The organism is Roseiflexus sp., assembly GCF_057785375.1.
This window is the reverse complement of sequence record NZ_JBYNRX010000103.1, coordinates 12,383-38,984: the sequence shown is the minus strand read 5'-3', so window position 1 is coordinate 38,984 and position 26,602 is coordinate 12,383. Positions and strand designations below refer to the sequence as shown.

Below are 26,602 nucleotides of genomic sequence, written 5' to 3'. Positions count from 1 at the left end.
AAAACCTGAGCGTGCGTTTATCCGTTTTCGGATTGCCCCGGCACCGTCCCCTCGTTTTGAACACTAATCTCAACAGGACACAACTACGCGAACACTTGCAAAGAACAATTCCTTGTGTTACAATGGACTCAATGAAGGGTTCGTGCGGTTCTTGTCGCATACTGCTGCATATCCTCCCTTTGCCTGCCAAAACGCCTCTTTCTCCCCTTAACGCATGGACCCTTCAGAACGTTTTGATATGACTGAAAAAAGGTACAAACATGCCGAAGAACGCATCTGACGTTGCTCGAAAATGGGCAAACAATCTTACGAACTCGACGCAGTCAATGGTAGAAGGCGCAAACGCCGTTACCGAAGCGCCGACAGCAAAAGCGGCGCAATCGGCTGATAAGTACGTTGCCGGCGTACAGCGTAGTGTCGAAAAATGGCAGAACGGGCTTAATCGTGTAACGCTGGCAGATTGGAAGCGCGCGTACATCAGTAAAGGTGTCCCGCGCATTGCGCAGGGGGCTCAGGAGAGCATGCCCAAAATGGAAACGTTTCTGCGCGATTTTCTGCCGTATGCAGAACAGGTTTCACAGCAAGTCAAACAATTGCCAAGCGCAACGCTCGAACAGAATATTCAGCGTATGGTGACTGCCGTGCGGCTTATGTCGCAGTACAAGCGGAAATAGGCTATGAACGGTTTGAAAGACTTTCTGCGCGAATTGTTGGCTCTTTTACGCGATTTTATTGTCGCGAACAAAGAGTTCGTCATTGCTTTTATCGTTCGTGTACTAGATTACGTTATCAAGCAACTTTCGTTCTTTATCAAGCGAAAGTGGCGGAACAATGGAAAAAGGTGACTCATCATGCCTGACTTCAGTTTCGTACTCTATGACCGCGTAACGTTCGGAACGTCTGCAAACGTCGAACATGTGCTGTTTCAAGTCGCACAAGGTGCAACTGCAACAGCGACTGAAAGTGCGACTAATTCGCGTGCGGCAGGACAATTGCCTGTCAACGAAGAGTTTGAAATCCGAAAAATCGCTATTACGCCTGACGCGGTAATGTCGCAGGCGGATAGCACAAGTTGGTTCGTAAACGGCTTTTTCGAGTTTCGCCTGATTGACCGTGTTGTGCTCAAAGCGCCACTGAAAGTCTTTGTCTCCTATACCGCATTCGGTGGCCATTATACACAAGCAACTGCAACAAACGCAGCAAGTGTCGGGCTTGATGCGAACGGGTTTGAGTTGGATATTCCTATCGTTATACGTGGCGGCGATAACTTTCGACCGCGCATTTTTCAAGGAACGGCGCTAACGACGCCAACGAACGTTCATCTTTTGCTTATCGGCGTGTTGCGTACCAACTAAAAGGAAAAATTACAAATGGCGGAAAATCCCTACTTCGTTAGTTTGCGCGTTTTACTTGCACCGAACGCAAGTGGAACACTGCAACATTCCGTACCGCGCAACGAAGAACTTGTTTTGGAAGAACTGTACGCACATAGTAGCGGCGCGTTCGCGATTACGTCGATTAGCGACAGCAGTGGACGTCTCTACGGCAATCTGAGCGCACAAAACCCACTTCCGTCTCAGATTATCGGTTTTGACCGGTTTCGCGCGTTTCCAACAAAACCGAAACTGGCGGGCGCTATCACGCTCTACATTGACGTAAGAGATGTAAGTGGGGCTACGAACACGATTACGCTTGTCCTTGCGGCTACACGTATTTCACAATGAAAATCCTTACGCCAGATTTTGAGCGACTCAACGTCGAAACAGACTCGATTCCGAAACCGCTCATCGTTTCAGACGACGCAATACAGACGATTGCGCGATTGTTCGTTTACGACACCGTTTCGCGCATTTGGACGCCGTTAATTACGCAAGGAGGCAAACTGGAAGTTGTACAGAATGAAGTGTACGAAACAACGTTTTTTACCACTCAAGTAGGACCGGCTGTAGTTTTAATACTTCCTGCTGACTCGAGGCGGCGACAAGTCATTGCCAAAAATATCGGTGCAGCAAGGCTGTCCCTTGGAAAAACGACGCCTCTCGAGTGGTCCAATAGCCATCCACTTGTATCAGGCGAAACTGTGACGCTTGCGGGATATATCGATCCTCTCTACGCAGTAGCCACAAGTATTACGAATATTGCTCTTATCATCAGTAATGCGCGATGAACATCACGTATGCACACTACGTAACTAACGTACATAGAGTTCCCGCAGATACGGGGACTGTGCTTTTTCCCTTCCTACCCAACACGAACGTAAGAGGAATTGTAGAAGGAATCCGAATCGCCACAATACCTACAAATCGTCCACAAACTGGTATCTATATAGGGTTTTTTGACACTGAAAACGTCTTCCGGTTTATTTTCTCGGTCAGTTCCCCAACCGAACTTACCGTACCAATACCCCTACACTCCCTGCCTGATATGATTTTGTACTACGGGTTTACCAATCTTAATCAGATTCCAGTAGATTATATCGCGCACTACAGGTATATTTACCTATAATGTAAAAAAGGAGAATACGTATGGCAAACATCATCATGCCCGACAGCGCGCAACTTGCGGCATTGAAGCAAGAACTCACGAATATCGAATCGCTCAAACAGTCAATTGCTCTTGCTGAGCGTGCGGGAATCAATGTTGCGGAAGAGAAAGCGCGCCTTCTTGAAACAGAACAACGGATTCGCGCATTGCTTGCAGTGTACGACAATCAGCGTCCGACAAACCGTTCTTCGTAACCTTTTTTTACGTATCATCACCAAAACGCGCAATCACGGGCATTGCGCGTTTTTTGTTAGAAAGGAAAGATTATGAGCAACCCACTGCAAGACATTGTTGACGATATACGAAACGCAATAAGCGCAGGCGTCAATACCGCTGTCAACACTGCCAATGATATCGGAACGAACATTCAGAAAGGAATCGAAACTGTCGTTAACGTTGCGGCACAAACAACACAAAACGTTGTGAATGCTATGCAGACTGGTATCGACAAAGCAGTAACGTTAACGCGCAATGTCGTGGCGGATACGATAACCACGACACAAAATGCAATAGCGTCGACAATTAACACTGCAAAAACTATGGCGAACAATGCTGTGGACATGGCGCAGAAAGGAATAACAAACGCTGTCAATGCCGCAGCAACGTTTGTCAACAATGCAACGGCTACTGTTGGGCGTGGGATAGAAAATGCTATCAACACTGCAGCATCGTTCGTGAACACTGCGGTTCAGAACGTCAAGACAGGAATTGAAGGATTGAGCGTTGCAGTCTACACAAACGTCAATCGTACTCTCGAATTTGTGCGTACCGCCGTAACCGAAAGTGTTGTTCGTGTTGTTACTGAATTCAGCAATGTGGTAGGAAAAGTGTATGGCGAAATACGTACTATCTACAACACTCTTGTGGCGGTATACAATACGATTGAACGCAGTATTACGCAAACAGTTACAACACTTGTTGAAAACGCAAAGCAGACTATCATAACCGTGTTTGAACAAACCAAAGCTTTTATTGTTAACGCCGTGGAAGACGCCGTACAAAAAGTCAAACTGGGGTTTCAGATAACACGTGATTTTATCGCTCAAAAAATCTCAGAAGCGATTACGTTTTTGGAAAACGAATGGAACAATATCGTAACGGCTTTGAAAGGATATTATCAAGGATTTATTGACTTTGTAAAACTTACGCACCAAACGGTCGAGCAACATGCAGGTTTTATCGCAAGCGGCGCATTAGGCGCAACAGAACTGATTTTGCGCGGTGATTATGACGATATTGCCTCAGTTGTCCAAACGCTGTCCAAATTGTTCAGCGACAGCAACATTCCATACGCGCTATTCGCCTCTCTTGCATTAGCAAACGTTCTTTCAAGCGCCATTCCGATTGTTGCTGAACCGTATCTTGCAAACGTGAGAAACCGCGCTTACGCACGTGCATTGTCGGGAACGCTGGCTGTCGAAACACTAGCAAACGCTGTTGCAATGCGCGCAATGACGATTGATCAAGCGCGAAGCATGGCAGCAAAAACAGGAATTGCAAGCGACTTGTTGGATAGCGTTATTGCTGCATCAGAAGAAAAACTGAGTATCGATCAAATTGTCAATGCTGTGTGGGATAATCGAATTGACGCAAGTAACGCAGAACAACTTGCGCGACAAAATGGTATTGCAAGTGAAACGTTTCGTTACGCGCTTGAGTTTGCGCGTCCAACAACCAGCGACACACAAATCGTCAATGCGGCGTATCAAAACGTACTTGATCCATCACAAGCGCGTTCTATTCTGCGCGCGCGCGGCTATGATGACCAAGACGTAGATGTGTTGTTTGCGCAAAACTTGCACAATTTGGGGTTAGAAGCAATTATCGAACTGTACAATCGTTCGTTCATCGACGATAATCAGTTTGCAACACTTCTGCGCGAAACTGGCTATCGTGACCGTGATATTGCATTTATCAAGCAATTGACACACAGAATGCCGCCTCTTTCAGATTTGATTCGATTCGGGTTAAAAGACGTGTTCAACAGTGAATACGTCAATAACTATCAACTGCTTGAAGAACTGCCAAGTGAGTTTCTTGAGTACGGCAAGGCTTATGGTTTAAAAGACCATGAAATAAAATGGTATTGGGCAGCATCGTGGGATTTACCGTCCAATACACAAGGTTATGAAATGTATCATCGTAGAATTATTACCAAAGAACAGTTAGAAATGTTATTGAAGTTTAACGATGTTCCGAGGTTTTGGCGGGAGAAAATGATAGAAATGGCGTACAATCCGCTCACGCGCGTCGATGTGCGTCGAATGTACCAAACTGGCGTTATTTCCGAAAAAGAAGTGTACGAAGCGTACTTAGACCTGGGCTACAATCCTGAAAACGCGCGCCGGCTCACAGATTTCACGACACGTTTGTCAGCGCAAGAAGATGACGACGAACAATCAAAAACGCGCAGTGTAACAAAAACTGAGATTCTCAATGCCTATCGTCACGGAATTATCAGTCGTGAAGAGGCAAAAAACAGACTTATGACGTTGCGCTATTCTGCTGAAGATGCAGAACTGTTTTTGAAAATGAGTACTGCCGGGAACATCAGCGAAGAGAGCAAACAAGCAACACAAGAGATACTGCGCCGTACCATCAAATACGTCGAAAACGCCTACAAGGACAATTTTTTGTCTGACGATGCTGCAATCTCGTTGTTGATGAATGCTGGATTGACCGAACAGCAAGCGCGTTCGTACTTAGCGATATTTGCGTTAGAAGACGACTACGAAGACGACATGCAAGTCGTAGCGCAACTTACAAAAGCGTTCGAGAAGTATGCAATTGATGAAAAATCAGTGCGACGCGTTCTGCGCGAACTGGGAATGAACGACGAAGGGATTGAGCGTCAAGTAACAGAAATGAGTTTCTTGCGTTTGCTGAACGCGCGCATTCCTTCCTTGTCAGAAGGACGTAAATGGTACAAACAAGGAAAAATAACCCGTGAACAGTTTGAAGCGATATTGCTGGGGAATGACGTATCAGACGTGTATATTGATTTATACACTGACGAAAGTGAGAACGAAGATGAAAAACGTTGAACATCTCGAACAATTGCTCAGAGACTTGCAAGACCCTGAATGCCGTGATTGCGATGCTGCAACGTTGTTGGTTGCGGTACAACGTGGCAGAACGTCGAAAAAACTGCGTATCCTTAAAACAATACAGAAAGAGATAAAAAGCAATGCCACGCCAAACCCGTTACGCAATCAAGCAATTTCTCAATAATTCACAGAATAACTTGTTAAAAGCAATGGCGCAGATAAAAGCAGTTATCGACATTTACCATGCCAACGAAGCGCCAGACTACGCAGAACCGCTCGAAGCCGCATTGTTCGCACTTTCAGAAGTGTTAGAATTACTTTCAGAACGGGAACGAGAGGCGTAATATCACCAATTTATCAGGTGTTTATCAGGAGTTTATCAGGTGTTTATCAGGAGTTTATCATTGACGCCTAAGACAAATCTTGGTATGCTGGACGCACAGTAATTAATCAGTTCGGAGCAAAGGAGAATACCCATGTACATCTTAACGCTGTATCAAGAGACAGAACTGCACCGACGGATAGTACCTGTGCATTCGCGCACGTTTGTTCGCGCAAAGTCGCTCAAGGCGTTGGGGGTTACAGCCGATGCGAAGGACGTGGCTGTTGACACGCTGGAGTCCTTCTTTTTCCCCCACAAATTGGGAATGGCCCAAGAATTAATAGAACTGATGGAACGCGTTCCCTCACGGCGAACACGGTACGTCGTCTATACCCCCTACGGAACGATGGAAATGTTCCGTAGTAGTCGGCAGGCACGTGCAGCCTTTTTTGCGCGTGTCAAGAAGTTCGATAGCACGGCGATGGTGCATATGCCACGCGTTCTGTCTGTTCCATCAGCGTTACTGCACTTTCGCGAACGAGTAAGTACGACAAACATGCCCAACGTCACGTTTACATACCGTGACGCCTATGAGTACATCTTGATGTGTTTTATGAACGCTGAAGAAAGCGAACAGTACGACAGCGCCATTGAGGCGCTTGAAGCACAAAAACTTGAAAACCAGAAAGGGGAGAAAGACGATGAAGACTAAAAGCACCGTGAGTCAGGTCAAAGAAGTCCTGAACATGCGAACCTTTATGACGCATAAGGACGTATTAGACATCGAAAACGAATACAAAGCCTGGACGTTCGAGAGTGCCGATATCCTGTTGGCGGGCATAACCCAACGGGTTATCCGGTACCCGAACGGGACGGCAGCAGTCTGGGACGGGAACGAGTTGGTTTCAGCCGCTACACTCGTGCGCTCTTGGGAAGGCGCCTTAGCCTTCCATGTCGGCAATATGACCGCAACCGAGTTCGCGTTCTATTACGGCGAAGCCATCAACAGACTCGCGTTTTGGAACGTGCAGTTCGCAAAAATCGAAGTAGTGAAAGATGGAAACGCGTTTTCCAACACTCTCGTTTACGACACGTGGACATGGGACGGCACGTTCGGCGAACTGCATCTGACGCGCAAGATACTGGAAGTCACTGAGGACGAGTATGTCATACGCCTGTACTACAAGCCTGAGGCAGTTCCATACTACTACCCCCGTACCGAACACTCGACGATAACCCATGCTATTCTCGCAGACAAATGGGAAAACGCATGGACTGTCCTAGAGAGTCACTACTTTGAGCCCTGGCTTCTCTGACGAAATGCCGTACCCAAACCCCTAACGTCCGACAGCGTTAGGGGTTTTTACGTTTTTGGGGAAAGGACGTTCCAATGGCAGGCAGGCGGCGTATCTGGGACAGCAATGCCGCGCGTATGCGGGCAAGCCGTGCGAAAAACACTGCCGTCATAGCCTTTGACGGTGAAGGCTATGATATGGGGGATACGCACATATACACACTCTTATGCGCGGGAAATGAAAGTAATTTTATGTATGTGTACAACCCCGAAGGCTTGCGAACCGAACAATGTCTTGATTTTATTTTAGAAGTCAAAGAAAAGTATCCCAAGAGCATTTTTATCTCATTTGCGTTCAATTACGACATTACGCATATCTTGTACGATTTTACGCGCGAAGAGTTAGAACTGTTGAAACGTGGGAAGGTGATGGGGCATAAAAAATACGCCGTAGCCTTACGGTACGGAAAACGACTTTGGGTAAAATCAAACGCAGTTTCGGCGCAGATAAACGATATTTTTGGTTTTTGTCAAACGTCATTGCTCAAATCGTTGGAAAACTGGAAGATTGACATTCCCCACGAAGACTACATCACGATAAAAGTCGGTAAGGAACGACGTGGCACGGCGTTTCAACTCGAAGAGACACTGAAGTATACACGACTTGAATTGATGTATACATGTAAACTCTTTTTTAAAATACGCGACAGTGTGAAGAATGCAATTGAGAGGCCGTTAGGCGCTTATAACGGTGCAGGCAGTGTGGCAGCAACAATCCTTTCAAAACACATTTCTAAAGAACAACGACGAAAGTGGCAAGCGTATAATGAAGAGCCCGAAATAAAAGCGCTTGTTTACGGCGCTTATTTCGGCGGAAGAATTGAACAAATACGTTTTGGCTTTCATCATGCGACTGTGCACAACTACGATATTAATAGCGCGTACCCTGCAGTCATAACCGACATGCATTCGCTTGACCGATATAAACTCGTCGAAGAAAAAGACGCGTACCAGTATCTTGCGCGTTATAAGCCAGAGATAGGAGTTGCTAAAGTAGTTTGGCATTTTCCTGAAGCAACTGTCTATCCATTCCCGTACCGATTCGGAGGACGTGTATTTTTCCCACAGAAAGGAAACGGATACGTACATTTACCGGAGTTTTACGCTGCAATGTCAGTGTTCGGCACGAGTATTCGCCGGTACGTGACGATAGAAAAACTTTTGGTTTTTTACGGTAAAGAAAGGCCGTTTGCATTTATTCGAGACTATTACGAAAAACGACGCGTTTTGAAGGAAGAAGGTAAAATAGGAGAGCAGTTAGCGTTGAAATTAGGATTAAATAGCATTTACGGAAAAATGGCGCAACGGTTTGATGAAGAAGAAGAAGAAATACCTGTGTGCGTCAATATGGTGTATGCAGGACATATCACCAGCACGACGCGCGCGGCATTGTACAAAGTGGCAATTACGTTTAACGACGACATTATTTCGATAAATACGGATGGTATTTATTCAACGCGTGAATTGCCGCTCAACACGTCGAAAGCAATGGGCGAGTATTCTTATGAGAAATACAGTGCAGGATTGTTTGTTTATTCAGGATTGTACTTCTTGTTCGACGAAAATGGAAATATCGAAGCAAAAACGCGGGGAATTGATTTGCGCAAAGTGTCAAAGGAAGAACTGTTTGCACGCATAGTCGAAGGATATACGACGAACGCCAAGTCGATTACTATTCCCCAAACAAGATTCATTGGTTTCCGCCGTGCATCGATATCAGACGAAGTCTTTGTACAACGTGGGCGGTTTGTCGAAGAAACCCGTGAAGTGAAATTATACCCCGTCGAAAAGCGTTCTCCCGTAGATATTGACATTACGAAGGCTGCACGGCAATTATTGAGTACCAGTGCCATTTCTTACGACTTTTTCTACGAATTGCCTTCGGAAATGCCGCGTAATCTAGAATACGAAGAAATAATAGCAGAACACGAAGATAACCAAGATTACGCATAGTTATAGGTAAAGGGGGAAAACTATGCGTGGGTTGTTAGGTGGGTTTATGCGCCTTTCGGGAACTGCCGAACGGTACGTTGACCTCATGTCAGGAAAAGAAGTATCGCGTCGACAACGTGATGCAATATTGCGAAGCCTCGACGATGCTCAACGGAAAGAAAGGTTGCAACAAGCATTGAATACAAGTGCTGGCTCGATTGTACGCGATTATATTCGAGAAACGAAGATACGCCAGTTTACGCGCCGTGACGCAGATTTAATACAAAAAGTGTTCATTGACTTGAAAAGTAAAGATGTAAACGTCAAAAAAGACGCCTTGCGCCGAGTAGGGCGTTTTCCGAAACATTCAGACGAGTTTTATTGATATTTCAGTGCTCTTCTGCGAGCCGAAAATTCCGAAACTCCGGACCCCGCAACCTCTTCTCCCTATGTGATCCGTCGCAATGGCAGCTCTTCGCCGCTCCTGAGCCTTCCTGGTGCGTCGCTACACCGCCTTGATCATAGCATGAACATGCGCGTTTCGCAACTCGCTTTTTGCGCAAAAACCGCGTCAAGTTGCGAGGCATATGCTATCCCTTTCTGAAGCGCAGAATACCGCTAAAAACTCTTGACACGCCGGTTTTGGAATGCGGCGTTTGGGGCATGACGCTGGCGAGTTGCGAGAGCATTGCTCTCGATGCGTGTTTGACGATCTCTTCCTCATTGAATGTCGCTGATCCGCGCTGCTACTGCTGCGCCGACTTCGGCGGTCGTGGCGCTGCGCTCGTCAGGCGCAGCAATGTCGCCAGTGACGATCCCTGCCTCCAGGGTGCGCCAGACTGCGGTTTCTACGGCGCGCGCTTCGTCTTCCAGCCCTAACGAATGGCGCAACAGCAGCGCGACGCTCAGAATAGTCGCCATGGGATTGGCGATCCCTTTGCCGGCAATGTCAGGCGCCGAGCCGTGGATGGGTTCGTATAATCCCATTCGTGTGGCTTTCCCGCCATTACCGGGTGCGCCAAGCGATGCAGAAGGCAGCATCCCCATCGATCCCGCCAGCATCGAGGCTTCGTCGGTCAGAATGTCGCCGAACATGTTTTCGGTGACAATAACGTCGAAGTCTGCCGGGCGTCGGATGAGGTGCATAGCGCAGGCGTCGACCAGCATGTGGTCGAGCTGCACGTCGGGGAATTCGTCGCGCATCAGGCGCGTCGTGACGCTGCGCCACAATCGCGAGGTCTCCAGGACATTCGCTTTGTCCACCGAAGTCAGTTTTTTGCGCCGGTTGCGCGCCAGGGTTGCCGCAACCCGTACAATGCGCTCGATCTCGTCAGTAGTGTAGACGCATTCGTCATACGCGCTTTCGCTACCGTCTGATGCGGTATCGCGCCCTTTTTCGCCAAAGTAGATGCCGCCGGTCAGTTCACGCACTACCAGGAGATCGACACCCTGCAACCGCTCCGGGCGCAACGGCGATGCGGCGATCAGACGCGGATGGAGCGTCACCGGTCGCAGGTTGGCGAAAAGCCCCAGCGCCTTGCGGATGCCGAGCAGTCCCTGTTCGGGACGCACCGGCGCCTCCGGGTTGTCCCATTTGGGTCCGCCGACTGCGCCGAGGAGGACGGCGTCCGACGCGCGGCACAGTTGGAGCGTTTCGGCAGGAAGCGCTGTGCCGGTCGCGTCGATGGCGCAGCCGCCGATCAGCGCCTCACGCACTTCGAAGACGTGTCTGAATCGCTCGCCGACGGCGCGCAATACGCGCATCCCCTCCGCCACGACCTCTGGTCCGATCCCGTCGCCGGGAAGCGCTGTGATCACTGCCTGCATCTTACTGCTCCGTTTTATCTTTTTCTTTTTTGCTCTTCTGAGTCAGGAAGAACGTCAATGCTGCGATAACCAGCGCCGCTCCGCCACCGGAGATGAGCAGGTTTGTCTCGCCGTTCCAGGTGGTGAATTGACCGAGGAATCCGACGCCGATGACGACAATGACGACGCTGATCAGTTTGTCTTTCAGATCGTCGAGGGTGTGAATTTCGAGCCAGCGCGGCACCGGCACCCGGTCGTCGATGAACAATTCGTACAATCCCAGTGCGACGATGTAAAGCACTGTCGCTAGCAGGAAGATGTCGGTGATCTCGATGAAACTCAACAACAGGGTCTTGGCAACCTTTGCGGTGAACTCGCCTTTTGAGAAGACATCTCGAATGATAACGAATGTTTCAACAGCGCCGAACAGGATGAGCGCTGTTGCTGCGACAAGCGTCACCAGCACGGCGACGATAACGATGTAGCGCATAAGCCCAATCAGGCGCGTCATTCGGTGTCAACTCCTGGCTGTAGTAACGACGCGCGCCGGATGTACGGCTTCGTACGCAGCGATGGCGGTTTCTTCGTTCAGCAGAAACCCCAGTTGATCGACGCCGTGCAGCAGGCAGTGTCTGGTGAACGGATCGATGGGAAAGTGCGTCTGCCGTCCATCGGGGAGCGTCACCGTCTGCGCCGCCAGGTCAATGGTTACTTCGGTGGTCGGGTCTTCCTCGAACAGACTGACCAGTTGCTGATACGTGTCTTCATCCACCTGAACGGTCAGCAGTCCGTTCTTCAACGCATTGTTGCGGAAGATATCGGCGAAGGAGGGGCTGATGACCGCCTTGAAGCCATACCCCTGCAATGCCCAGGGGGCGTGCTCGCGCGATGAACCGCAGCCGAAGTTGCGCCCGGCGACCAGGATCGTCGCTCCCTGCGCCTCTGGACGGTTGAGAACGAAATCGGGGTTGGGCTTGCCCTCGGCGTCGAAGCGCCAGGCGTAGAACAATCCCTCCGCCAGACCTGATTTGTCGGTGACTTTGAGATAACGGGCAGGAATGATCTGATCGGTGTCGATGTCCTGCACCGGCAGGGCGACAATACGCCCAGTGATGACTGAAATGGGTTGCATGTCGTGCTCCTGAAAGAGAACTGATACTAAGTCATTCGTACAATACTGCCGGGCGCGCGGCAGACCCCAGGGCGCTGCGGGCGAAAGCCCTCGCTGAGGCAAATGAAAGTCGCGCTAGGGCTGCTGATGCCACTGCACGGGTCATGCGTCTGCGACACGGACTTCTGATGCATATTGACTGGCGCTCCTTGCGAACCGGCACTCAAACATCTTGTCTGACTGACTGCACGTTAGGATGAGTCGGGTAGGCGAAGGCATTGCCTTCGCCTACTCCGTCGCACGCAGTGATTTTTTGGATAGGCTCTAAGTTAAGGGTTAAGTGCGTTGATCTCATTGCTCTAACCCCTAATCCCTAATCCCTGACTCCTAATCCCTAACATACGCATCAGGACGGGCAGGCGCGCGGAGATTGAGAGCGCCTAATCCCTAATCCCTGACTCCTAATCCCTAACATACCGCGCCCCGACTAACAGGATTGCCGCAGCGACCAGCCTAACCCCTAAGCCCTAATCCCTAATCCCTAACATACCTCCGCGGATCGGCGACGGCGCCTTCGATAGCGGATGCGACGGCTGTGAGCGGGCTTGCGAGGAAGGTGCGTGCGCCGGGTCCCTGGCGACCTTCAAAGTTGCGGTTGCTGGTTGACACGGCGTATTTGCCTGGCGGAACCTTGTCGTCGTTCATGCCGAGGCAGGCGGAGCAACCTGCTTCGCGCCATTCGGCGCCGGCGGCGCGAAAGATGGCGTCCAGCCCTTCGGATTCCGCCTGTTTCTTCACCTGCTGCGATCCGGGCACAACCATCATGCGCACGCCGTCGGCGACTTTGCGCCCTTTCAGGATGCTTGCCGCCAGGCGCAGGTCCGAAATGCGCGAGTTGGTGCAGCTGCCGAGGAAGACGACATCGATCTTGTGACCGAGCAGCGACTGACCAGGGCGCAGGTCCATATAGCGCAGCGCCTTGTCGAGCGCCTGGCGCGCCGCCGGATCAGGCAGTTCTTCCGGTGTCGGGATGCGCCCATCGATTGGCATGCCCATTCCGGGGTTGGTACCATATGTGATCATCGGTATCAGGTGCGAGGCGTCGAGTATGATCGTCCGGTCGTACACAGCGCCTTCGTCGGTCGGCAGGGTGCGCCAGTACGCCACTGCCTCGTCCCAGGCTGCGCCTTTTGGCGCGAAGGGGCGCCCGGCAATGTATTGGAACGTTGTGTCATCGGGTGCAATCATTCCGGCGCGCGCACCGCCTTCGATCGACATGTTGCAGATCGTCATGCGCTCTTCCATCGAAAGGGCGCGGATCGCCTCGCCGGTGTACTCGAAGACGTGCCCGGCGCCTGCGCCGACGCCGTACCGCGCAATGATCGCCAGAATGATGTCTTTGGCGGTCACCCCCGGTCCAAGGCGACCATCGACGCGTACTTCCATCGTTTTGGGGCGGCTCTGGATCAGGCACTGCGTCGCCAGGACATGTGCGACTTCGGAGGTGCCGATGCCGAACGCCAGCGCGCCGAAGGCGCCGTGCGTGCTGGTGTGGCTGTCGCCGCAGACGATGGTCATGCCGGGTTGGGTCAACCCCTGCTCAGGACCGATGACGTGGACGATTCCCTGATACTCGCTGCCGAGTGCAAACAGCGGAATGCCAAACTCGGCGCAGTTCTGCTCGAGCTGACGGAGTTGCGCTGCCGCCTGCGCATCGACTACTGGAATGATCCCGTCTGGTCCGCGCGGCGTCGTAGGGGTCGAATGGTCCATTGTCGCCAGGGTGCGATCCGGACGGCGCACCTTCAACCCGCGCTGGCGCAACTCGGTGAACGCCTGGGGTGACGTGACTTCGTGAATGAGATGGAGATCGATATAGAGCACCGCAGGCGTTTCCGCCGTCTGCGGGCGAACGATATGGGCGTCCCAGATTTTGTCGAACAGTGTACGAGGCATAGTTTCTAACCCCTAATGTGCAACCAGCGTCAACCACCCCCAGCGATCTTCTGTTTCGCCGGAGAAGAGGCCAAAGAACGCCTTTTGAATAGCGGTTGTGATCGGACCGCGTTTGCCCGCGCCGACCGGCAGTTTATCGACCGAGCGGATTGGCGTCACTTCAGCCGCAGTGCCGGTGAAGAAGAGTTCGTCCGCCAGGTAGAGCATTTCGCGCGGCAGGTTTTGTTCGCGCACCTCGTATCCCAACTGGTGCGCCAGGGTGATCACCGCATCGCGGGTGATGCCCGGCAGCAGCGCCGCCGTCACCGGCGGCGTGTAGATAACGCCGTCGCGGATGAGGAACAGGTTCTCGCCTGATCCTTCGGAGAGCCAGCCGTGTACGTCGAGCGCGATGCCTTCGGCGTAGCCGTTGCGCGCTGCTTCCATGACGATCAATTGTGACGACAGATAGTTGCCGCCAGCTTTTGCCATTGCCGGCAGCGTGTTCGGCGCCACTCGCTGCCAGGATGAGACGTGCACATCCACGCCATTCTCCAGCCCTTCGGCGCCGAGGTAGGCGCCCCATTCCATAGCGGCGACCATCACCTCGACCGGTGAGCGGAGCGGGTTCAGTCCCATTTCACCATAGCCGCGCCAGATGAGCGGACGGATGTAGGCGTTGGTCAGTCCATTCTCACGTACTACGGCGCGGCAGGCGTCAAATATCTGATCGGGCGTGAAGGATGGTTCCATCCGGTAGATGCGGCACGAGTCGAACAAGCGACGGATATGCTCGCGCAGGCGGAAAATCGCAGCCCCCCGTGGCGTCGCATAGGAGCGGATGCCCTCGAACACCGATGAACCGTAGTGCAGGGCATGCGTCATCACGTGGACGGTCGCCTTTTCCCAGGGAACCATCTCGCCGTTGAACCAGATATACTGTGATTCGCGGATTGGCATCGGTGTTCTCCTTTCACCACGACGTGAAATTGTGCCGAGGGCTGCAATCGTTATGCCGGTTGCTCTATTATATCAGGAACGTTCCATGTTGATTGTCGGCGGGGGCAACCTATCGGGTCGCCCCTGCGATGAACCGGCGACCTTCGCGCGTTGCCGCGCCAGCGGCAATTCCAGGCTATCCCACAGCGCCATGAAACTGGCTTCGATGATGTTTTCCGAACAACCGACCGTGCTCCAGCGTTCTTCGCCGCGCGCCGATTCGATCAGCACGCGCGGTTTGGCGGCGGTGCCGAGGTGCTCATCGACAATGCGCACCTTATAGTCCGCCAGTTGCACATCGGCGAGTTCGGGGTAGTGGGGCAGCAGCGCCTTGCGGATCGCCATGTCGAGCGCGTTGACCGGTCCGGCGCCTTCGGCGGCGGTGTGCATGATCTCATTGCCGACTTTGAGTTTGACCATCGCCTGCGAGATCATGTCGTTGGCGCCGTGCTTGCTGACCACCACCGTGAAATCGAGCAACTCGAACGGCGGCTCGTAGTCGGGCGCGGCGCGGCGTACCAGCATCTCGAACGATCCTTCCGCCGCCTCGAACTGAAAGCCGCGGTTCTCCAGTTCTTTGATCCGTTGCAGCACTACTTGCTCGTTACCGTTCAGGTCAAGCCCCAATTCCCGGGCGCGCATGCGCACATTGCCGCGCCCCGATAGTTCGCTGACCACGATACGCATCCGGTTCCCAACCAGTTCCGGGTCGATGTGCTGATAACTGTCGGGCACTTTGGCGACGGCGGCGACGTGAATGCCGCCTTTGTGCGCGAAGGCTGAGTGTCCAACGAATGGCGCATGCGTGTCGGGATTGAGGTTGGCGACGGCGGCGACATAGTGCGATACCTCGGACAGGCGACGCAATTGTTCGGAGGTGACGCAGCGGTAGCCAAGTTTCAGTTGCAGGTTGGCGATGAGCGGGATCAAGTCCATGTTGCCGCAGCGTTCGCCGTAGCCGTTAATCGTTCCCTGAACATGGACGCACCCTGCGCGCACGGCGGCGATTGCGTTCGCAACCGCCAGTGCGCCGTCGTTGTGGGTGTGGATGCCAAGGGTCGGACCGCGCTCTGCTGCGCCGTTGCTGAACCCTTCGTTTTCCAGGTGACGCTGCACCGCCTGAACGATCTCGGTCACTTCGTGTGGCAGACTGCCGCCATTCGTGTCGCACAGCACCAGACAATCGGCGCCGGCGCGCGCGGCAGCGGTCAGGGTTTCCAGCGCATATGAGGCATCCAGTTTATATCCGTCGAAGAAGTGTTCCGCATCGTAGATGACCTCTTTGCCGCGTTCCTTGAAATACGCAACACTCTCGGCGATCATCGCCAGATTCTCCTGGCGCGTCGTTTCGAGCACCTGTTCGACGTGCAGGGTTGAACTCTTGCCGACGAGCGTCACTACTGGCGTATCAGCAGCGACCAGCGCCTGGATGTTAGCGTCGGCCTCGCATGTGGTATCGGCGCGGCGGGTGCTGCCAAAGGCGGCGATTCTGGCGTGGCGCAGTTCGACACGGCGGATGCGCTGGAAAAACTCGGCGTCCTTGGGGTTCGAGCCGGGCCAGCCGCCTTCGATGTAGTGAACGCCGAGCAAATCGAGTTCACGCGCGATCTTCAGTTTATCTTCGACCGAGAGCGATAGCCCCTCGCGCTGCGTTCCGTCGCGCAGGGTTGTGTCGTAGAGCAGAATCTGCATAACTGGCACCTCGTGTGTTGCAGGCTATGGCTGCCCACGCCAGCGTGGGTAGCTGCCGAAGACTTTGAACAGACCGGTTTTCGTGCGAATGCGCTCCAGAGCAGCGGCAACAACCGGCTCTTCCCGGTGACCGTTGATGTCCACCAGGAAGATGTACTGCCCCAGCACTTCTTTCGATGGGCGCGATTCGAGTTTGGTCATATTGATGCCGACCGACGCCAGTTCCTGGAGGGCGTCGACCAGTGCGCCGGGGCGGTCTTCGCGGTCGAAGCCGAAGCAGAAACTGGTCTTATCGTCGCCGGTTGGCGGATAGTCGTGCGTTCCCAGCGCGATAAAGCGGGTGACATTTCCCGAACGATCCTGAATATCACGTGCCAGAACCGTTGCTCCGACCAGTTGCGCTGCGCGCAACGTTCCAATCGCCGCCGCCGGGCGTTCGTCCGCCAGCGCCTCGGCGGGAGCGGCGCTGTTGCTCAGGGACGCAACCGTTGCCACGCCGGGCAGGCAGCGCTCGATGAAGCGCCGGCACTGCCCAAGCGACTGCGGGTGCCCGTAGAGCACCTTGATCTCGTGGAGCGCCAGACCGGCGCGCCCCACCAGGTAGTGCTGAATTGGAATGACCGTCTCACCGGCGATGCGCAGATCGGTTTCGTGAATGAGCAGGTCAAGCGTGGTCGTGACGCTCCCTTCAAGGACGTTCTCAATCGGTAGAATGCCAATCGTCACTGCGCCGGTTTCGACGGCAGTGACGACGGCGGGCATGCTGGTCAGCGGAATATACGTCGCATCTTCACCGCCATACGCCAGCGCGGCGATTTCGCTGTAGGAGCCGGGCGGACCCAGATAGGCAATAGAGCGTTTCATGAGCAATATCTCGTTGCGCACAGTCCTGCGGCTTATGGACTTTGAAACCACATTCCGCTATCCGCCCTGGCACCCGGTGACTGATGAACATGAAAATCCGGCATTCGCGCTACGCCCGGCGGCTAAAGCCGCGGGCTGCGGTTGTGAAGTCTGCCTTCGCAGGCTCGACCGGGTTTGATTCTTCATATTCATGAGTCACAGGCTACAGCAGGCGAAACCCGCCTTTGCAGGCTCGACCGGGCAATACCGGATTGTTTTCTCAAAAAACCATCAGCCGCAGGTTCTTACTCCGTCGCATTCGTGCCGAACAGATCAACCGCGTAGGTCGGCTTGCTGCGGTCGTACCCGGCGGCGTAGGCGGCGTTCTCGGCGCTCAGGCGCTCCTGGCGCGCGGCGATCATCTTGTTGAGCGCCGCCATGTACGACTCGGCAGCGGCGACAATGGTGTCGGTGTTGGCGCTGTAGCCGCTATAGATCTGCGGTCCGCGGTGTCGTCCGACGCGGTATTCGCGCTCTTCGACCGCGTCACCCGGCTCGCGGATGCGCACCGATACCTCGGCAACCGCATCGATCCCCTCGGTAACCGCCTTGATCGAGAACTCGATCAGGTCGTTCGGGCGTCCGACGATCTTATCGATCGCTTTGTAGATCGCATCGACCGGTCCGGTGCCGTGTGCTGCCGTCGTGTGCGTGTTGCCATCCGGATCGGTGATGCGCACCGTCGCCACCGGCGTCACGCCGGTGCCGCAGGTCACCTGAACGTGCTCCAGGCGGTACAACTCTGGCGTATGAAGCGATCCGCCGGTCGCCAGCACCTCAAGGTCACGGTCATCGACGACTTTCTTTTTGTCGCACAGTTCCTTAAAGCGCTGGAAGACCTGATTGAACTCTTCCTCGCTATCGAACTCATACCCCATCGCCGCCAGTTTGGTGCGCAGCGCATTGCGCCCGGAGTGTTTGCCGAGCACAATAGCGTTGCCGTCCAACCCAATGGTCGTCGCATCCATGATCTCGTAGGTCATGCGGTGTTTCAGGACGCCATCCTGGTGAATGCCCGACTCATGGGCGAAGGCGTTGGCGCCGACGATGGCTTTGTTGGGCGGTACCGGCATGCCGATAATCGTGCTGATCAGGCGGCTGCTGCGCGCCAGTTCGCGGGTGTTGATCCGGGTATCGACGCCAAAAAACGAGCGGCGGGTCTTCAGCGCCATCACGACTTCTTCGAGTGACGCATTTCCGGCGCGTTCGCCAATGCCGTTGATCGTGCATTCGATCTGACGCGCACCGGCGCGCACCCCCGCCAGCGAGTTGGCCACCGCCATGCCGAGGTCGTCGTGGCAGTGGGTCGAAATAATGACCTTATCGGCGCCGGGGACGTGCCGGTAGATGCCGGCGATCAGTTCGGCGTACTCCTCTGGTGTGGCGTAGCCAACCGTATCGGGGATGTTGAGGGTTGTCGCGCCCTCTGCGACGACCGCCGCCAGCATCCGGTAGACGTACTCCGGGTCGGAACGGGTCGCGTCCATTGGCGAGAACTCCACATCGTCGCACAGCGAACGCGCATAGCGCACCATCAATCGGGCGCGCTCCAGCACCTCTTCGCGGGTCGAGCGCAGTTGATGTTCGATATGAATGTCGGACGAGGAGATGAAGGTGTGAATGCGTTTCTTTGCGGCCGGCTGAATAGCGCTCCAGGCTTTGTCGATATCGTCCTTGTTTGCGCGCGCCAGCGCGGCGATGATTGGACCATCGGGCGTGCCGACGGTTTTGGCAATCTCGTGGACGGCTGCCCAGTCGCCTGGGGATGCCGCCGGGAAGCCGGCTTCGATGATGTCCACCCCCAGCCGCGCCAGTTGCCGCGCGACGTCGAGTTTTTCCTCCAGCGTCATGGTGCAGCCAGGCGCCTGTTCACCGTCGCGGAGGGTTGTGTCGAAGATGCGTACATGGTCCTCCATAGCGTTGTGTATCTCCTTTGCTTGAGAACCGGCAACTGAGAACTGAGAACCGAGAACTGAGAACTGAGAACCGAGAACTGAGAACCGAGAACTGAGAACTGAGAACCGAGAACTGAGAACTGAGAACCGAGAACTGAGAACTGAGAACTGAGAACTGAGAACTGAGAACTGAGAACCGAGAACTGAGAACTGAGAACCGAGAACTGAGAACTGAGAACCGAGAACTAATGCTCACCACTCGTTACGTATCATTTGCATTTGTCATTCGTCACTTGACTGATAATCCTCCGGTGCAAACGGGAATGGCGGCGAGGATGCGTCATCGTCCGTTGTATATGATACCTGTTCTTCATGAGTCGTTGATGTGCGTGATGGGATGGCATGCTCCAGTTTTCGGATCTTGCTCGTCAGCATTGCCGCGATTTCCTGGCATTCGCTGTGAAGTCTGGCTTCATCCTCTTCGGAAAGATACCCGCTACGGCGGAGCAGATCGAGCCAGCTATCAGTTTCGGCGGTTGATCCTTTGGCGATTGCCAGGTGATTGCGGTGCGCGCCGGGAGTGTAGCGCCCAGGTCCTTCGGCGATATTCGCGCCAATTGACGTGGCGGAAGCGATGATCTGTCGCGCAATGACCGCATTGCTCCACGTGTTCGGCATTCGCTGCACGATCGTTACCACATCGAGCGCCAGTTGCTGCGCCCGGTTCCACAGAATGAGATTGCGATGCGTGTAGCCCTTTGCCATCGCTATTGAGCTTTCTACGCGCATAAGTCAGGAAAATTAGCCTGACGTTGAACACTGTTCTTATAGAGCGATCAACCAGATGTTGCACAATATTGCCTATGTTGACCGTCTCACGGCTGGCGTTGGCGGCGACAGGCTCAGCCAGCGCCAGCCGCTCCGTGTTCTTCGGATATGATCCAATCTCGTGCTCGGCGTTGGCAGCGACAGGCTCAGCCAGCGCCAGCCGCTCCGTGTTCTTCGGATATGATCCAATCTCGTGCTCGGCGTTGGCTGCGACAGGCTCAGCCAGCGCCAGCCGCTCCACAGGTGCACGCGTGGGTGTCCAGATGCAGATTGATCTTCCTATCAGTTCTTAGTTCTTCGTTCTTCGTTCTTCGTCACGCCCCGCCCTCACCCGGCACGACCTCGCGCGGATTGACGAATGGCATCATACGGCGCAGTTCACGTCCTACCTGCTCAATCGGATGCGAGATGTCACGGGTGCGGTAAGCGTTGAAGCGCGGGCGACCGTTGTGATTCTCCTCGATCCAGTCCTCGGCGAATGCGCCGCTCTGGATGTCCGCCAGGATACGTTTCATCGTTGCGCGCGTCTCATCGGTGATGATCTTGGGTCCGGCGGTGTAGTCGCCCCATTCCGCCGTGTCGCTGACCGAATAGCGCATATAATTCAGCCCGCCCTGATAGAAGAGATCGACGATCAGTTTGAGTTCATGCATACACTCAAAATACGCGACCTCCGGTTGATATCCGGCTTCGACCAGCGTCTCAAACGCCGCCTTCACGAGCGCCGAGACACCGCCGCACAGAACGACCTGCTCGCCAAACAGATCGGTTTCCGTCTCTTCAGCGAAGGTCGTCTCGATCACGCCGGCGCGGGTGCACCCAAGCCCGCGGGCGTATGCCAGAGCGTCCGCCAGCGCATTCCCCGAAGCGTCCTGATGCACGGCGACGAGCGCCGGTACGCCGCCTCCCTGCGTATAGACCTCGCGCACGCGATGACCGGGCGCCTTGGGGGCGACCATGCTCACATCGACCCCTTCCGGCGGAATGATCTGCCCAAAGCGGATATTGAACCCATGGGCGAACATCAGCGTCTTGCCGAGGGTCATGTGCGGTCCGATTTCATCGCGATAAATGGCTGCCTGTGCCGTATCCGGGAGCGCCATCATGACGATCTGCGCTTCGCGCGCCGCCTCGGCGACGGTCAATACTTTCAGTCCCAATCCTTCCGCCTTTGATCGGCTTTTTGATCCCTGGTAGAGACCGACGATCACATCGCAGCCGCTCTCCTTGAGGTTCAGGGCATGCGCATGCCCCTGGCTGCCAAACCCGATGACCGCAATGGTACGTCCGGCGAGGCGCGCGAGATCGGCGTGGTTTTCGTAGTAAATGTGTGCCATAGTCCTTGTGTGTTCTCCTTGTCCTATTGGTGCGCTATGTGTGCGGTTGCCCGCCTTTGGAGGGAGTGAGGGCGGAGAGGCGCCCTCACGTGACTGTTATCTATGCCAGGAACTAATTCACGACCGGCACGCGCTCGGCATGCCCGTTGGCGCTCTCGACATATTCCTCGGCGGTGTGACCGCGCGCGCCGCGCACCATTGCGATCCGCCCGGTGCGCATCATTTCGCGGATGCCGTAGGGACGGATCACATTGATGAAGTTCTGCACCTTAGACGGTGATCCGGTCATCTCGACCACCATGGTGTTCGCGCCGACATCGACGATCTTGGCATCGAACACTTCCGTCAGTGCCACGATCTCCGGACGCTTTGCCGGCGGCGCATGCAGTTTCATCAGCGCCATTTCGCGCTCGACCGTCGGGTCATTCGTGACATCGCTGACCTTCAGCACCTCGATCAGGCGGTAGAGTTGCTTGACCACCTGCTCGACATCGTCCCACTCCACCACAATGGTCATGCGGCTGACGCCAGGGGTTTCGCTATGCCCAACCGCCAGGCTCTCGATGTTAAAGCCGCGCCGCCGGATAAGTCCGACCACCCGACTCAGCACGCCGGGGCGATCCTGCACAAGGGCGACGATGGTGTGTTTTTTCATGGATGCACGTCCTTTATGCTATGAATTGTGGGGCGATTCCAGGATCATCTCGCCGATGCTCTTGTTCTGCGGCACCATCGGGAAGACGTTGACCTCGCGCTCGACGCGGAAGTCGATCAGCACCGGTCCATCGGTGGCGTAGGCTTCTTCAATAGCCGCCTCGACCTGGCTGGTATGCTCGACGGTGATGCCCTTCCAGTAGTACGCCTCCGCCAGTTTAGCGAAGTTGGGACCGGACAGGGGCGTGCCGCTGTAGCGCTTATTCTCGAACAGTTCCTGCCACTGGCGCACCATGCCCAGGTAGCCGTTGTTGATCACGGCAATCTTGACATTCTTGACGCCTTCCTGAACAATGGTCGCCATCTCCTGATTGGTCATCTGGAAGCCGCCATCGCCGCAGACAGCCCACACCGTATCGTTCGGGTGGGCAAGAGCGACGCCGAGCGCCGCCGGCACGGCGAAGCCCATCGTGCCTGCGCCGCCGGAAGTGATATGGGTGCGCGGGCGATACCAGTCGATCAACTGCGCCGCCCACATCTGATGCTGCCCGACATCCGTGACGACGCGGTAGTTGCCGCGGCTGTTGAGCGCCTTGGTGAGCGCCGCATACACATCGTGCGGCGGCAGGCTCATGTGTTCAGTTTCGCTGCGGTTGAGGTACTGCTGCTTCGGTTGATGCTTCGCCTGCATCTCGCGAATGTGCTCCATCCAGTCGGAAGCGTGCCCGTGGAGTTCAGCGAACGCCTCGCGGTCGGGCGGGAACTCATCGAGGAACGCCTGCAACGCCAGGCGCGCATCAGCGACGATCGGGACGGTTACCTTCACATTCTTGCCGATCTCCGAGGGGTCAATATCGACGTGGATAACCTTTGCATTTGGCGCAAACGTGCTGGCTTTACCGGTCACGCGGTCATCGAAGCGCCCGCCGATATTGAAGAGCACATCGCACTCCTGAATGGCGCGATTGACGTGCACCCAGCCGTGCATGCCCGGCATGCCGATGCTGAGCGGATGGTCTTCGGGGAAGGCGCCGATGCCATGAAGGGTGGTGATCACCGGGATGCGGGTGCGCTCGGCGAAGGCGCGCAATTCCTCGACCGCGCCAGATATAATGATGCCGTGGCCGGCGATGATCAGCGGCTTCTTTGCGCTCAGAATCAGCTTGATCGCTTCGCGGACCTGCTTGAGATTGGGGCGGTAGTTAGGCTTGTAGCCGGGAAGATCGAGTTTGATATTCCAGTCGGGGACAATGGTCGCCTGCTGCGCGTCCTTCGTCACATTGATCAGCACCGGTCCGGGTCGTCCGGTGGTGGCGATGTAGATCGCCTCCTCGAAGACGTAGGGCAGGTCTTCGGCGCGTTTCACCAGGTAGTTATGCTTGGTGATCGGCATGGTAATGCCGGTGATGTCAGTCTCCTGGAACGCATCCTTCCCCAGCACATGGGAGCCAACCTGCCCGGTAATCGCCAGGATTGGCGTGCTGTCCATCATTGCGTCGGTGATTGCCGTCACCAGGTTGGTCGCGCCTGGTCCACTTGTGCCGATGCACACCCCTAGCCGACCGGTGGCGCGCGCATACCCTTCGGCGGCGTGGCCAGCGCCCTGTTCGTGGCGGCAAAGCACGTGGCGCAGTTTGTCGCGGTATTCCCACATTGCGTAGTAGAACGGCATGATTGCTCCGCCAGGGATGCCGAACATCACTTCGACCCCGTTGCGGATCAGCGCCTCACACATCACCTGGGCGCCAGTACGCTTATCGGACATCTGAGTTCCTCCCTTTTTGATGATCACACGATTGTGGTCTTGTTCCCGTTATCAGCGCTTTCCAGAAACCTGTGCACACACATGTTCAGACGCCGCCGTCATCGGCGCCCAACGCGCAGCAGTGGCACACCAGCGACATCAGCGTCGCATCGAGGGGATCGGTCGGGTTCGACCTTCGAGAGCAACGGGCGCAGGTATGCCGGAAGTGCGTCGTTGCAGTAGTGCCGGCCACATATGCCCATAAACCACAAGCCCCTCCCGTGAATTTGGGAGGGGCTCGTGTCGTTGTCTATCGTATTCCGTCGCGCGCTGCCTCCCAAACGCCTATAAGCCCGTGATAATAATCAGGGCTACAAGAATAAGGCTAAGGAGGAGGCTGACGTTTTGTTGCTGCATATGAACTGCGCTCGTTGCAAAGTTACCGTTTGCGAGTATACACGAAGGAAGGTTCGTTTGTCAAGGGGGAAGAGCGAGGAGGGCGCCGGTATGATGTGCTGGAACCGCTGCCGACTCGTCCGCCCGGCGGCTGATGAACATGCACACTAATCCGGCATTCGCGCTGCGCCCGGCGACTCGAGTCGCGGGCTACTAGGGGCAAAGCCCGTTCGCGCGGGCTGAACCGGGCGAGATCGGCTTATTTGCTCACACACGATAATCCCCCGCTGAGGGCGCAAACGCCCTATCGGGGGGCTGGCGTCGGGCATCCAACATGCCGGGGTGAGGGCGTGTGCGCGCCCTTCGTGTGATGAGAGCCTATCCGGAAAAGCTCGTTGGGTAGGCGAAGGCATTGCCTTCGCCTACCCGGTCGCATTTCAGTCAGCGATTTTTCGGATAGGCTCTTGGTGGGTGCTTGAATAAGGATATGAGATAAACGCCAAACCTCGTTTGTCCCATGGACATAGAGAATTCTGATATAATAGATGCTATCAATTATGACCGGCGACGACAGATACTGTGTCTATTCCAGGAGGAACCACAGATGCTCAATCGGATTCTTGCCCTGGCTCTCGTGGCGTTGCTCGTCCTGAGCGCCTGCGGCGGGACACAACCCGCACCTACCGGAGGCACAACGCCATCACCGGCGGCATCCGCGCCGACTACCGCGCCGGAAGCGTCGGAAGCGCCGACCGTCGCTCCAACCACTCCCCCCGTGGCGTCGGCGCCGGCGATCAAAGTACTGGCAGCACAGTCGTTTCTGGCGGATATTGCTCAGAATGTTGCCGGCGACCGGTTGACGGTCGAGGCGCTGATTCCGCTTGGCGTCGATCCACACGTGTTCGAGCCAACGCCAGCCGATGTGCGCAAGGTTGCCGACAGCAATGTGCTGATCGTCAATGGCGCCGGGTTTGAAGAGTTCCTCGCCAGCCTGCTGGAAAACGCCGGCGGTGAGCGTACCGTCATCGAAGCCTCGAAAGGATTGGCCAGCCGCACGGCGCGCGAAGGCGAGGTTGCCGTGATGAGTCCCGAAGAACTGACCGATGCGCTGTGTGTGGAAGCGGCGGACCTCTTCCTGGCGGCAGAGGAGACGACTGCCGGCGCCGACCAGGCATCCGCCGTCGAACTCGGTATGCACAAGGAAGAAGACCACGGTCACGACCACGACCACGAACATGCACATGAGCACGGCGGCATGTTCTGGCAGGTGGCGCTGACCCGGCAGGCGGACGGGTCGTATGCCGGATTCTTGAAGTGGGATGCCGAAGGCGGCGAGATTGCCGTTGCTACAAGCGGCGGCGCGCTCGTTGTGACCAGCATCGACGCCGCTACCGCCGTTGCCGAGGAAACGCTGACCCTCGCCTGCTCCGGGTTAACCCAGGCGATGATCATGGATGTGGAGAAAGGGGAGTATCTCCTGGCGCTGAGCGGTTTTCGCGAACCGAAGGCGATGCTCATGATCACTACCCCTAGCGGCCATCATCACCACGACGAGGGCGATCCGCACTTCTGGCTCGATCCGACGAAGGTCGTCACTTATGTCGCCAATATTCGCGACGGTCTGATCAGCGTCGATCCCGACGGTGCCGCAGTGTACCGCGCAAACGCCGAACGGTACATTGCGCAACTCAATGAACTGGATCGCTTCATCGCCGAAGAAGTGGCGAAGATTCCCGAAGCCGATCGCAAACTGGTCACGAACCACGAGAGCTTCGGCTATTTCGCCGACCGCTATGGCTTCCGCGTTATCGGCACCATTGTGCCAGGCGTCAGCACCGGCGCATCGCCATCGGCGCAACAACTGGCGCGCCTGACCGAGCGGGTGCGTGAAGCCGGCGTCAAGGTCATCTTTCTGGAGACCGGCGCCAACCCGCAGCTCGCCGAACAACTGGCGCGCGAGACCGGGATCAGGGTTGTTTCTGACCTCTACACGCACTCGTTGTCCGATGCTGATGGACCAGCGCCAACCTATATCGATATGATGCGGTACAATGTTAAACAAATTGTCGAGGCGCTGACGCAGGGATGACACCTTCTCCGCAG

The 26,602-nt window shown here is 55.1% G+C and carries 24 protein-coding genes; 12 read left to right on the top strand and 12 right to left on the bottom strand.

Annotated features, from left to right (window positions below; translation table 11 throughout):
* Window positions 1-260: 260 nt before the first annotated feature.
* The 11 genes from AC3EA7_RS20910 (at window position 261) to AC3EA7_RS20860 (ending at window position 9,584) form a co-directional block, all read left to right on the top strand.
* Entirely contained in the window at window positions 261-674 is a 414-nt protein-coding gene (locus AC3EA7_RS20910) for a hypothetical protein (RefSeq protein ID WP_488616015.1), read from the top strand.
* 177 nt (window positions 675-851) lie between these two features.
* Window positions 852-1,355 carry a hypothetical protein gene (locus tag AC3EA7_RS20905; RefSeq protein ID WP_488616014.1) on the top strand — a complete coding sequence of 168 codons (504 nt, stop codon included), beginning with the start codon at window positions 852-854 and terminating at the stop codon, window positions 1,353-1,355.
* A gap of 15 nt (window positions 1,356-1,370) precedes the next feature.
* Window positions 1,371-1,724, top strand: a complete 354-nt coding sequence (locus tag AC3EA7_RS20900) for a hypothetical protein (RefSeq protein WP_488616013.1) — start codon at window positions 1,371-1,373, stop codon at window positions 1,722-1,724.
* Entirely contained in the window at window positions 1,721-2,167 is a 447-nt protein-coding gene (locus AC3EA7_RS20895; protein ID WP_488616012.1) for a hypothetical protein, read from the top strand. The genes AC3EA7_RS20900 and AC3EA7_RS20895 overlap by 4 nt, the downstream gene beginning before the upstream one ends.
* A 358-nt stretch (window positions 2,168-2,525) precedes the next feature.
* The gene (locus AC3EA7_RS20890; protein ID WP_488616011.1) at window positions 2,526-2,738 is read left to right on the top strand and encodes a hypothetical protein; all 213 of its coding nucleotides are present in this window, start codon (window positions 2,526-2,528) and stop codon (window positions 2,736-2,738) included.
* Between the two features lie 72 nt (window positions 2,739-2,810).
* The gene (locus AC3EA7_RS20885) at window positions 2,811-5,588 is read left to right on the top strand and encodes a hypothetical protein (protein ID WP_488616010.1); all 2,778 of its coding nucleotides are present in this window, start codon (window positions 2,811-2,813) and stop codon (window positions 5,586-5,588) included.
* A 143-nt stretch (window positions 5,589-5,731) separates the two neighbouring features.
* The gene (locus AC3EA7_RS20880) at window positions 5,732-5,935 is read left to right on the top strand and encodes a hypothetical protein (RefSeq protein WP_488616009.1); all 204 of its coding nucleotides are present in this window, start codon (window positions 5,732-5,734) and stop codon (window positions 5,933-5,935) included.
* A gap of 132 nt (window positions 5,936-6,067) precedes the next feature.
* Window positions 6,068-6,625: a hypothetical protein gene (locus AC3EA7_RS20875; protein WP_488616008.1), complete on the top strand. Its 558-nt coding sequence runs from the start codon at window positions 6,068-6,070 to the stop codon at window positions 6,623-6,625.
* Window positions 6,615-7,229 (top strand): hypothetical protein, encoded by a 615-nt coding sequence (locus AC3EA7_RS20870; RefSeq protein ID WP_488616007.1) that lies wholly within the window; start codon window positions 6,615-6,617, stop codon window positions 7,227-7,229. Before AC3EA7_RS20875 ends, AC3EA7_RS20870 begins: the two co-directional genes overlap by 11 nt.
* A gap of 74 nt (window positions 7,230-7,303) precedes the next feature.
* Window positions 7,304-9,220, top strand: coding sequence for a DNA polymerase (locus tag AC3EA7_RS20865; RefSeq protein WP_488616006.1), 1,917 nt, complete (start codon window positions 7,304-7,306; stop codon window positions 9,218-9,220).
* Window positions 9,221-9,242: 22 nt separating this feature from the next.
* Window positions 9,243-9,584 carry a hypothetical protein gene (locus tag AC3EA7_RS20860; RefSeq protein WP_488616005.1) on the top strand — a complete coding sequence of 114 codons (342 nt, stop codon included), beginning with the start codon at window positions 9,243-9,245 and terminating at the stop codon, window positions 9,582-9,584.
* A gap of 335 nt (window positions 9,585-9,919) precedes the next feature.
* On the opposite strand, the gene leuB is transcribed toward AC3EA7_RS20860, so the two are convergent.
* From leuB to ilvB, 12 genes are all read right to left on the bottom strand, one after another.
* Window positions 9,920-11,026: a 3-isopropylmalate dehydrogenase gene (gene leuB, locus AC3EA7_RS20855; protein ID WP_488616004.1), complete on the bottom strand. Its 1,107-nt coding sequence runs from the start codon at window positions 11,024-11,026 to the stop codon at window positions 9,920-9,922.
* 1 nt (window position 11,027) lies between these two features.
* The gene (locus tag AC3EA7_RS20850) at window positions 11,028-11,516 is read right to left on the bottom strand and encodes a YqhA family protein (protein WP_488616003.1); all 489 of its coding nucleotides are present in this window, start codon (window positions 11,514-11,516) and stop codon (window positions 11,028-11,030) included.
* Between the two features lie 6 nt (window positions 11,517-11,522).
* The gene (leuD, locus tag AC3EA7_RS20845; protein WP_488616002.1) at window positions 11,523-12,137 is read right to left on the bottom strand and encodes a 3-isopropylmalate dehydratase small subunit; all 615 of its coding nucleotides are present in this window, start codon (window positions 12,135-12,137) and stop codon (window positions 11,523-11,525) included.
* 513 nt (window positions 12,138-12,650) lie between these two features.
* Window positions 12,651-14,072 carry a 3-isopropylmalate dehydratase large subunit gene (gene leuC, locus AC3EA7_RS20840; protein WP_488616001.1) on the bottom strand — a complete coding sequence of 474 codons (1,422 nt, stop codon included), beginning with the start codon at window positions 14,070-14,072 and terminating at the stop codon, window positions 12,651-12,653.
* Window positions 14,073-14,084: 12 nt separating this feature from the next.
* Window positions 14,085-15,011, bottom strand: a complete 927-nt coding sequence (locus AC3EA7_RS20835; RefSeq protein WP_488616000.1) for a branched-chain amino acid transaminase — start codon at window positions 15,009-15,011, stop codon at window positions 14,085-14,087.
* A 72-nt stretch (window positions 15,012-15,083) separates the two neighbouring features.
* A complete protein-coding gene (cimA, locus tag AC3EA7_RS20830; RefSeq protein ID WP_488615999.1) occupies window positions 15,084-16,742 on the bottom strand; it encodes a citramalate synthase in 1,659 nt (552 codons plus the stop codon).
* 24 nt (window positions 16,743-16,766) lie between these two features.
* The gene (gene pheA, locus AC3EA7_RS20825; protein ID WP_488615998.1) at window positions 16,767-17,606 is read right to left on the bottom strand and encodes a prephenate dehydratase; all 840 of its coding nucleotides are present in this window, start codon (window positions 17,604-17,606) and stop codon (window positions 16,767-16,769) included.
* Between the two features lie 284 nt (window positions 17,607-17,890).
* Complete coding sequence (locus AC3EA7_RS20820) at window positions 17,891-19,561, bottom strand: 2-isopropylmalate synthase (protein ID WP_488615997.1); 1,671 nt, start codon at window positions 19,559-19,561, stop codon at window positions 17,891-17,893.
* 261 nt (window positions 19,562-19,822) lie between these two features.
* Window positions 19,823-20,305, bottom strand: coding sequence for a four helix bundle protein (locus AC3EA7_RS20815; RefSeq protein WP_488615996.1), 483 nt, complete (start codon window positions 20,303-20,305; stop codon window positions 19,823-19,825).
* 377 nt (window positions 20,306-20,682) lie between these two features.
* A complete protein-coding gene (gene ilvC, locus AC3EA7_RS20810) occupies window positions 20,683-21,705 on the bottom strand; it encodes a ketol-acid reductoisomerase (protein WP_488615995.1) in 1,023 nt (340 codons plus the stop codon).
* Between the two features lie 112 nt (window positions 21,706-21,817).
* The gene (gene ilvN / locus AC3EA7_RS20805; RefSeq protein ID WP_488615994.1) at window positions 21,818-22,360 is read right to left on the bottom strand and encodes an acetolactate synthase small subunit; all 543 of its coding nucleotides are present in this window, start codon (window positions 22,358-22,360) and stop codon (window positions 21,818-21,820) included.
* A gap of 18 nt (window positions 22,361-22,378) precedes the next feature.
* Window positions 22,379-24,124 carry a biosynthetic-type acetolactate synthase large subunit gene (gene ilvB / locus AC3EA7_RS20800; protein ID WP_488615993.1) on the bottom strand — a complete coding sequence of 582 codons (1,746 nt, stop codon included), beginning with the start codon at window positions 24,122-24,124 and terminating at the stop codon, window positions 22,379-22,381.
* 979 nt (window positions 24,125-25,103) lie between these two features.
* Here ilvB and AC3EA7_RS20795 point away from each other — a divergent pair.
* Window positions 25,104-26,588, top strand: coding sequence for a metal ABC transporter substrate-binding protein (locus AC3EA7_RS20795; protein ID WP_488615992.1), 1,485 nt, complete (start codon window positions 25,104-25,106; stop codon window positions 26,586-26,588).
* The last annotated feature ends 14 nt before the right edge of the window (window positions 26,589-26,602 follow it).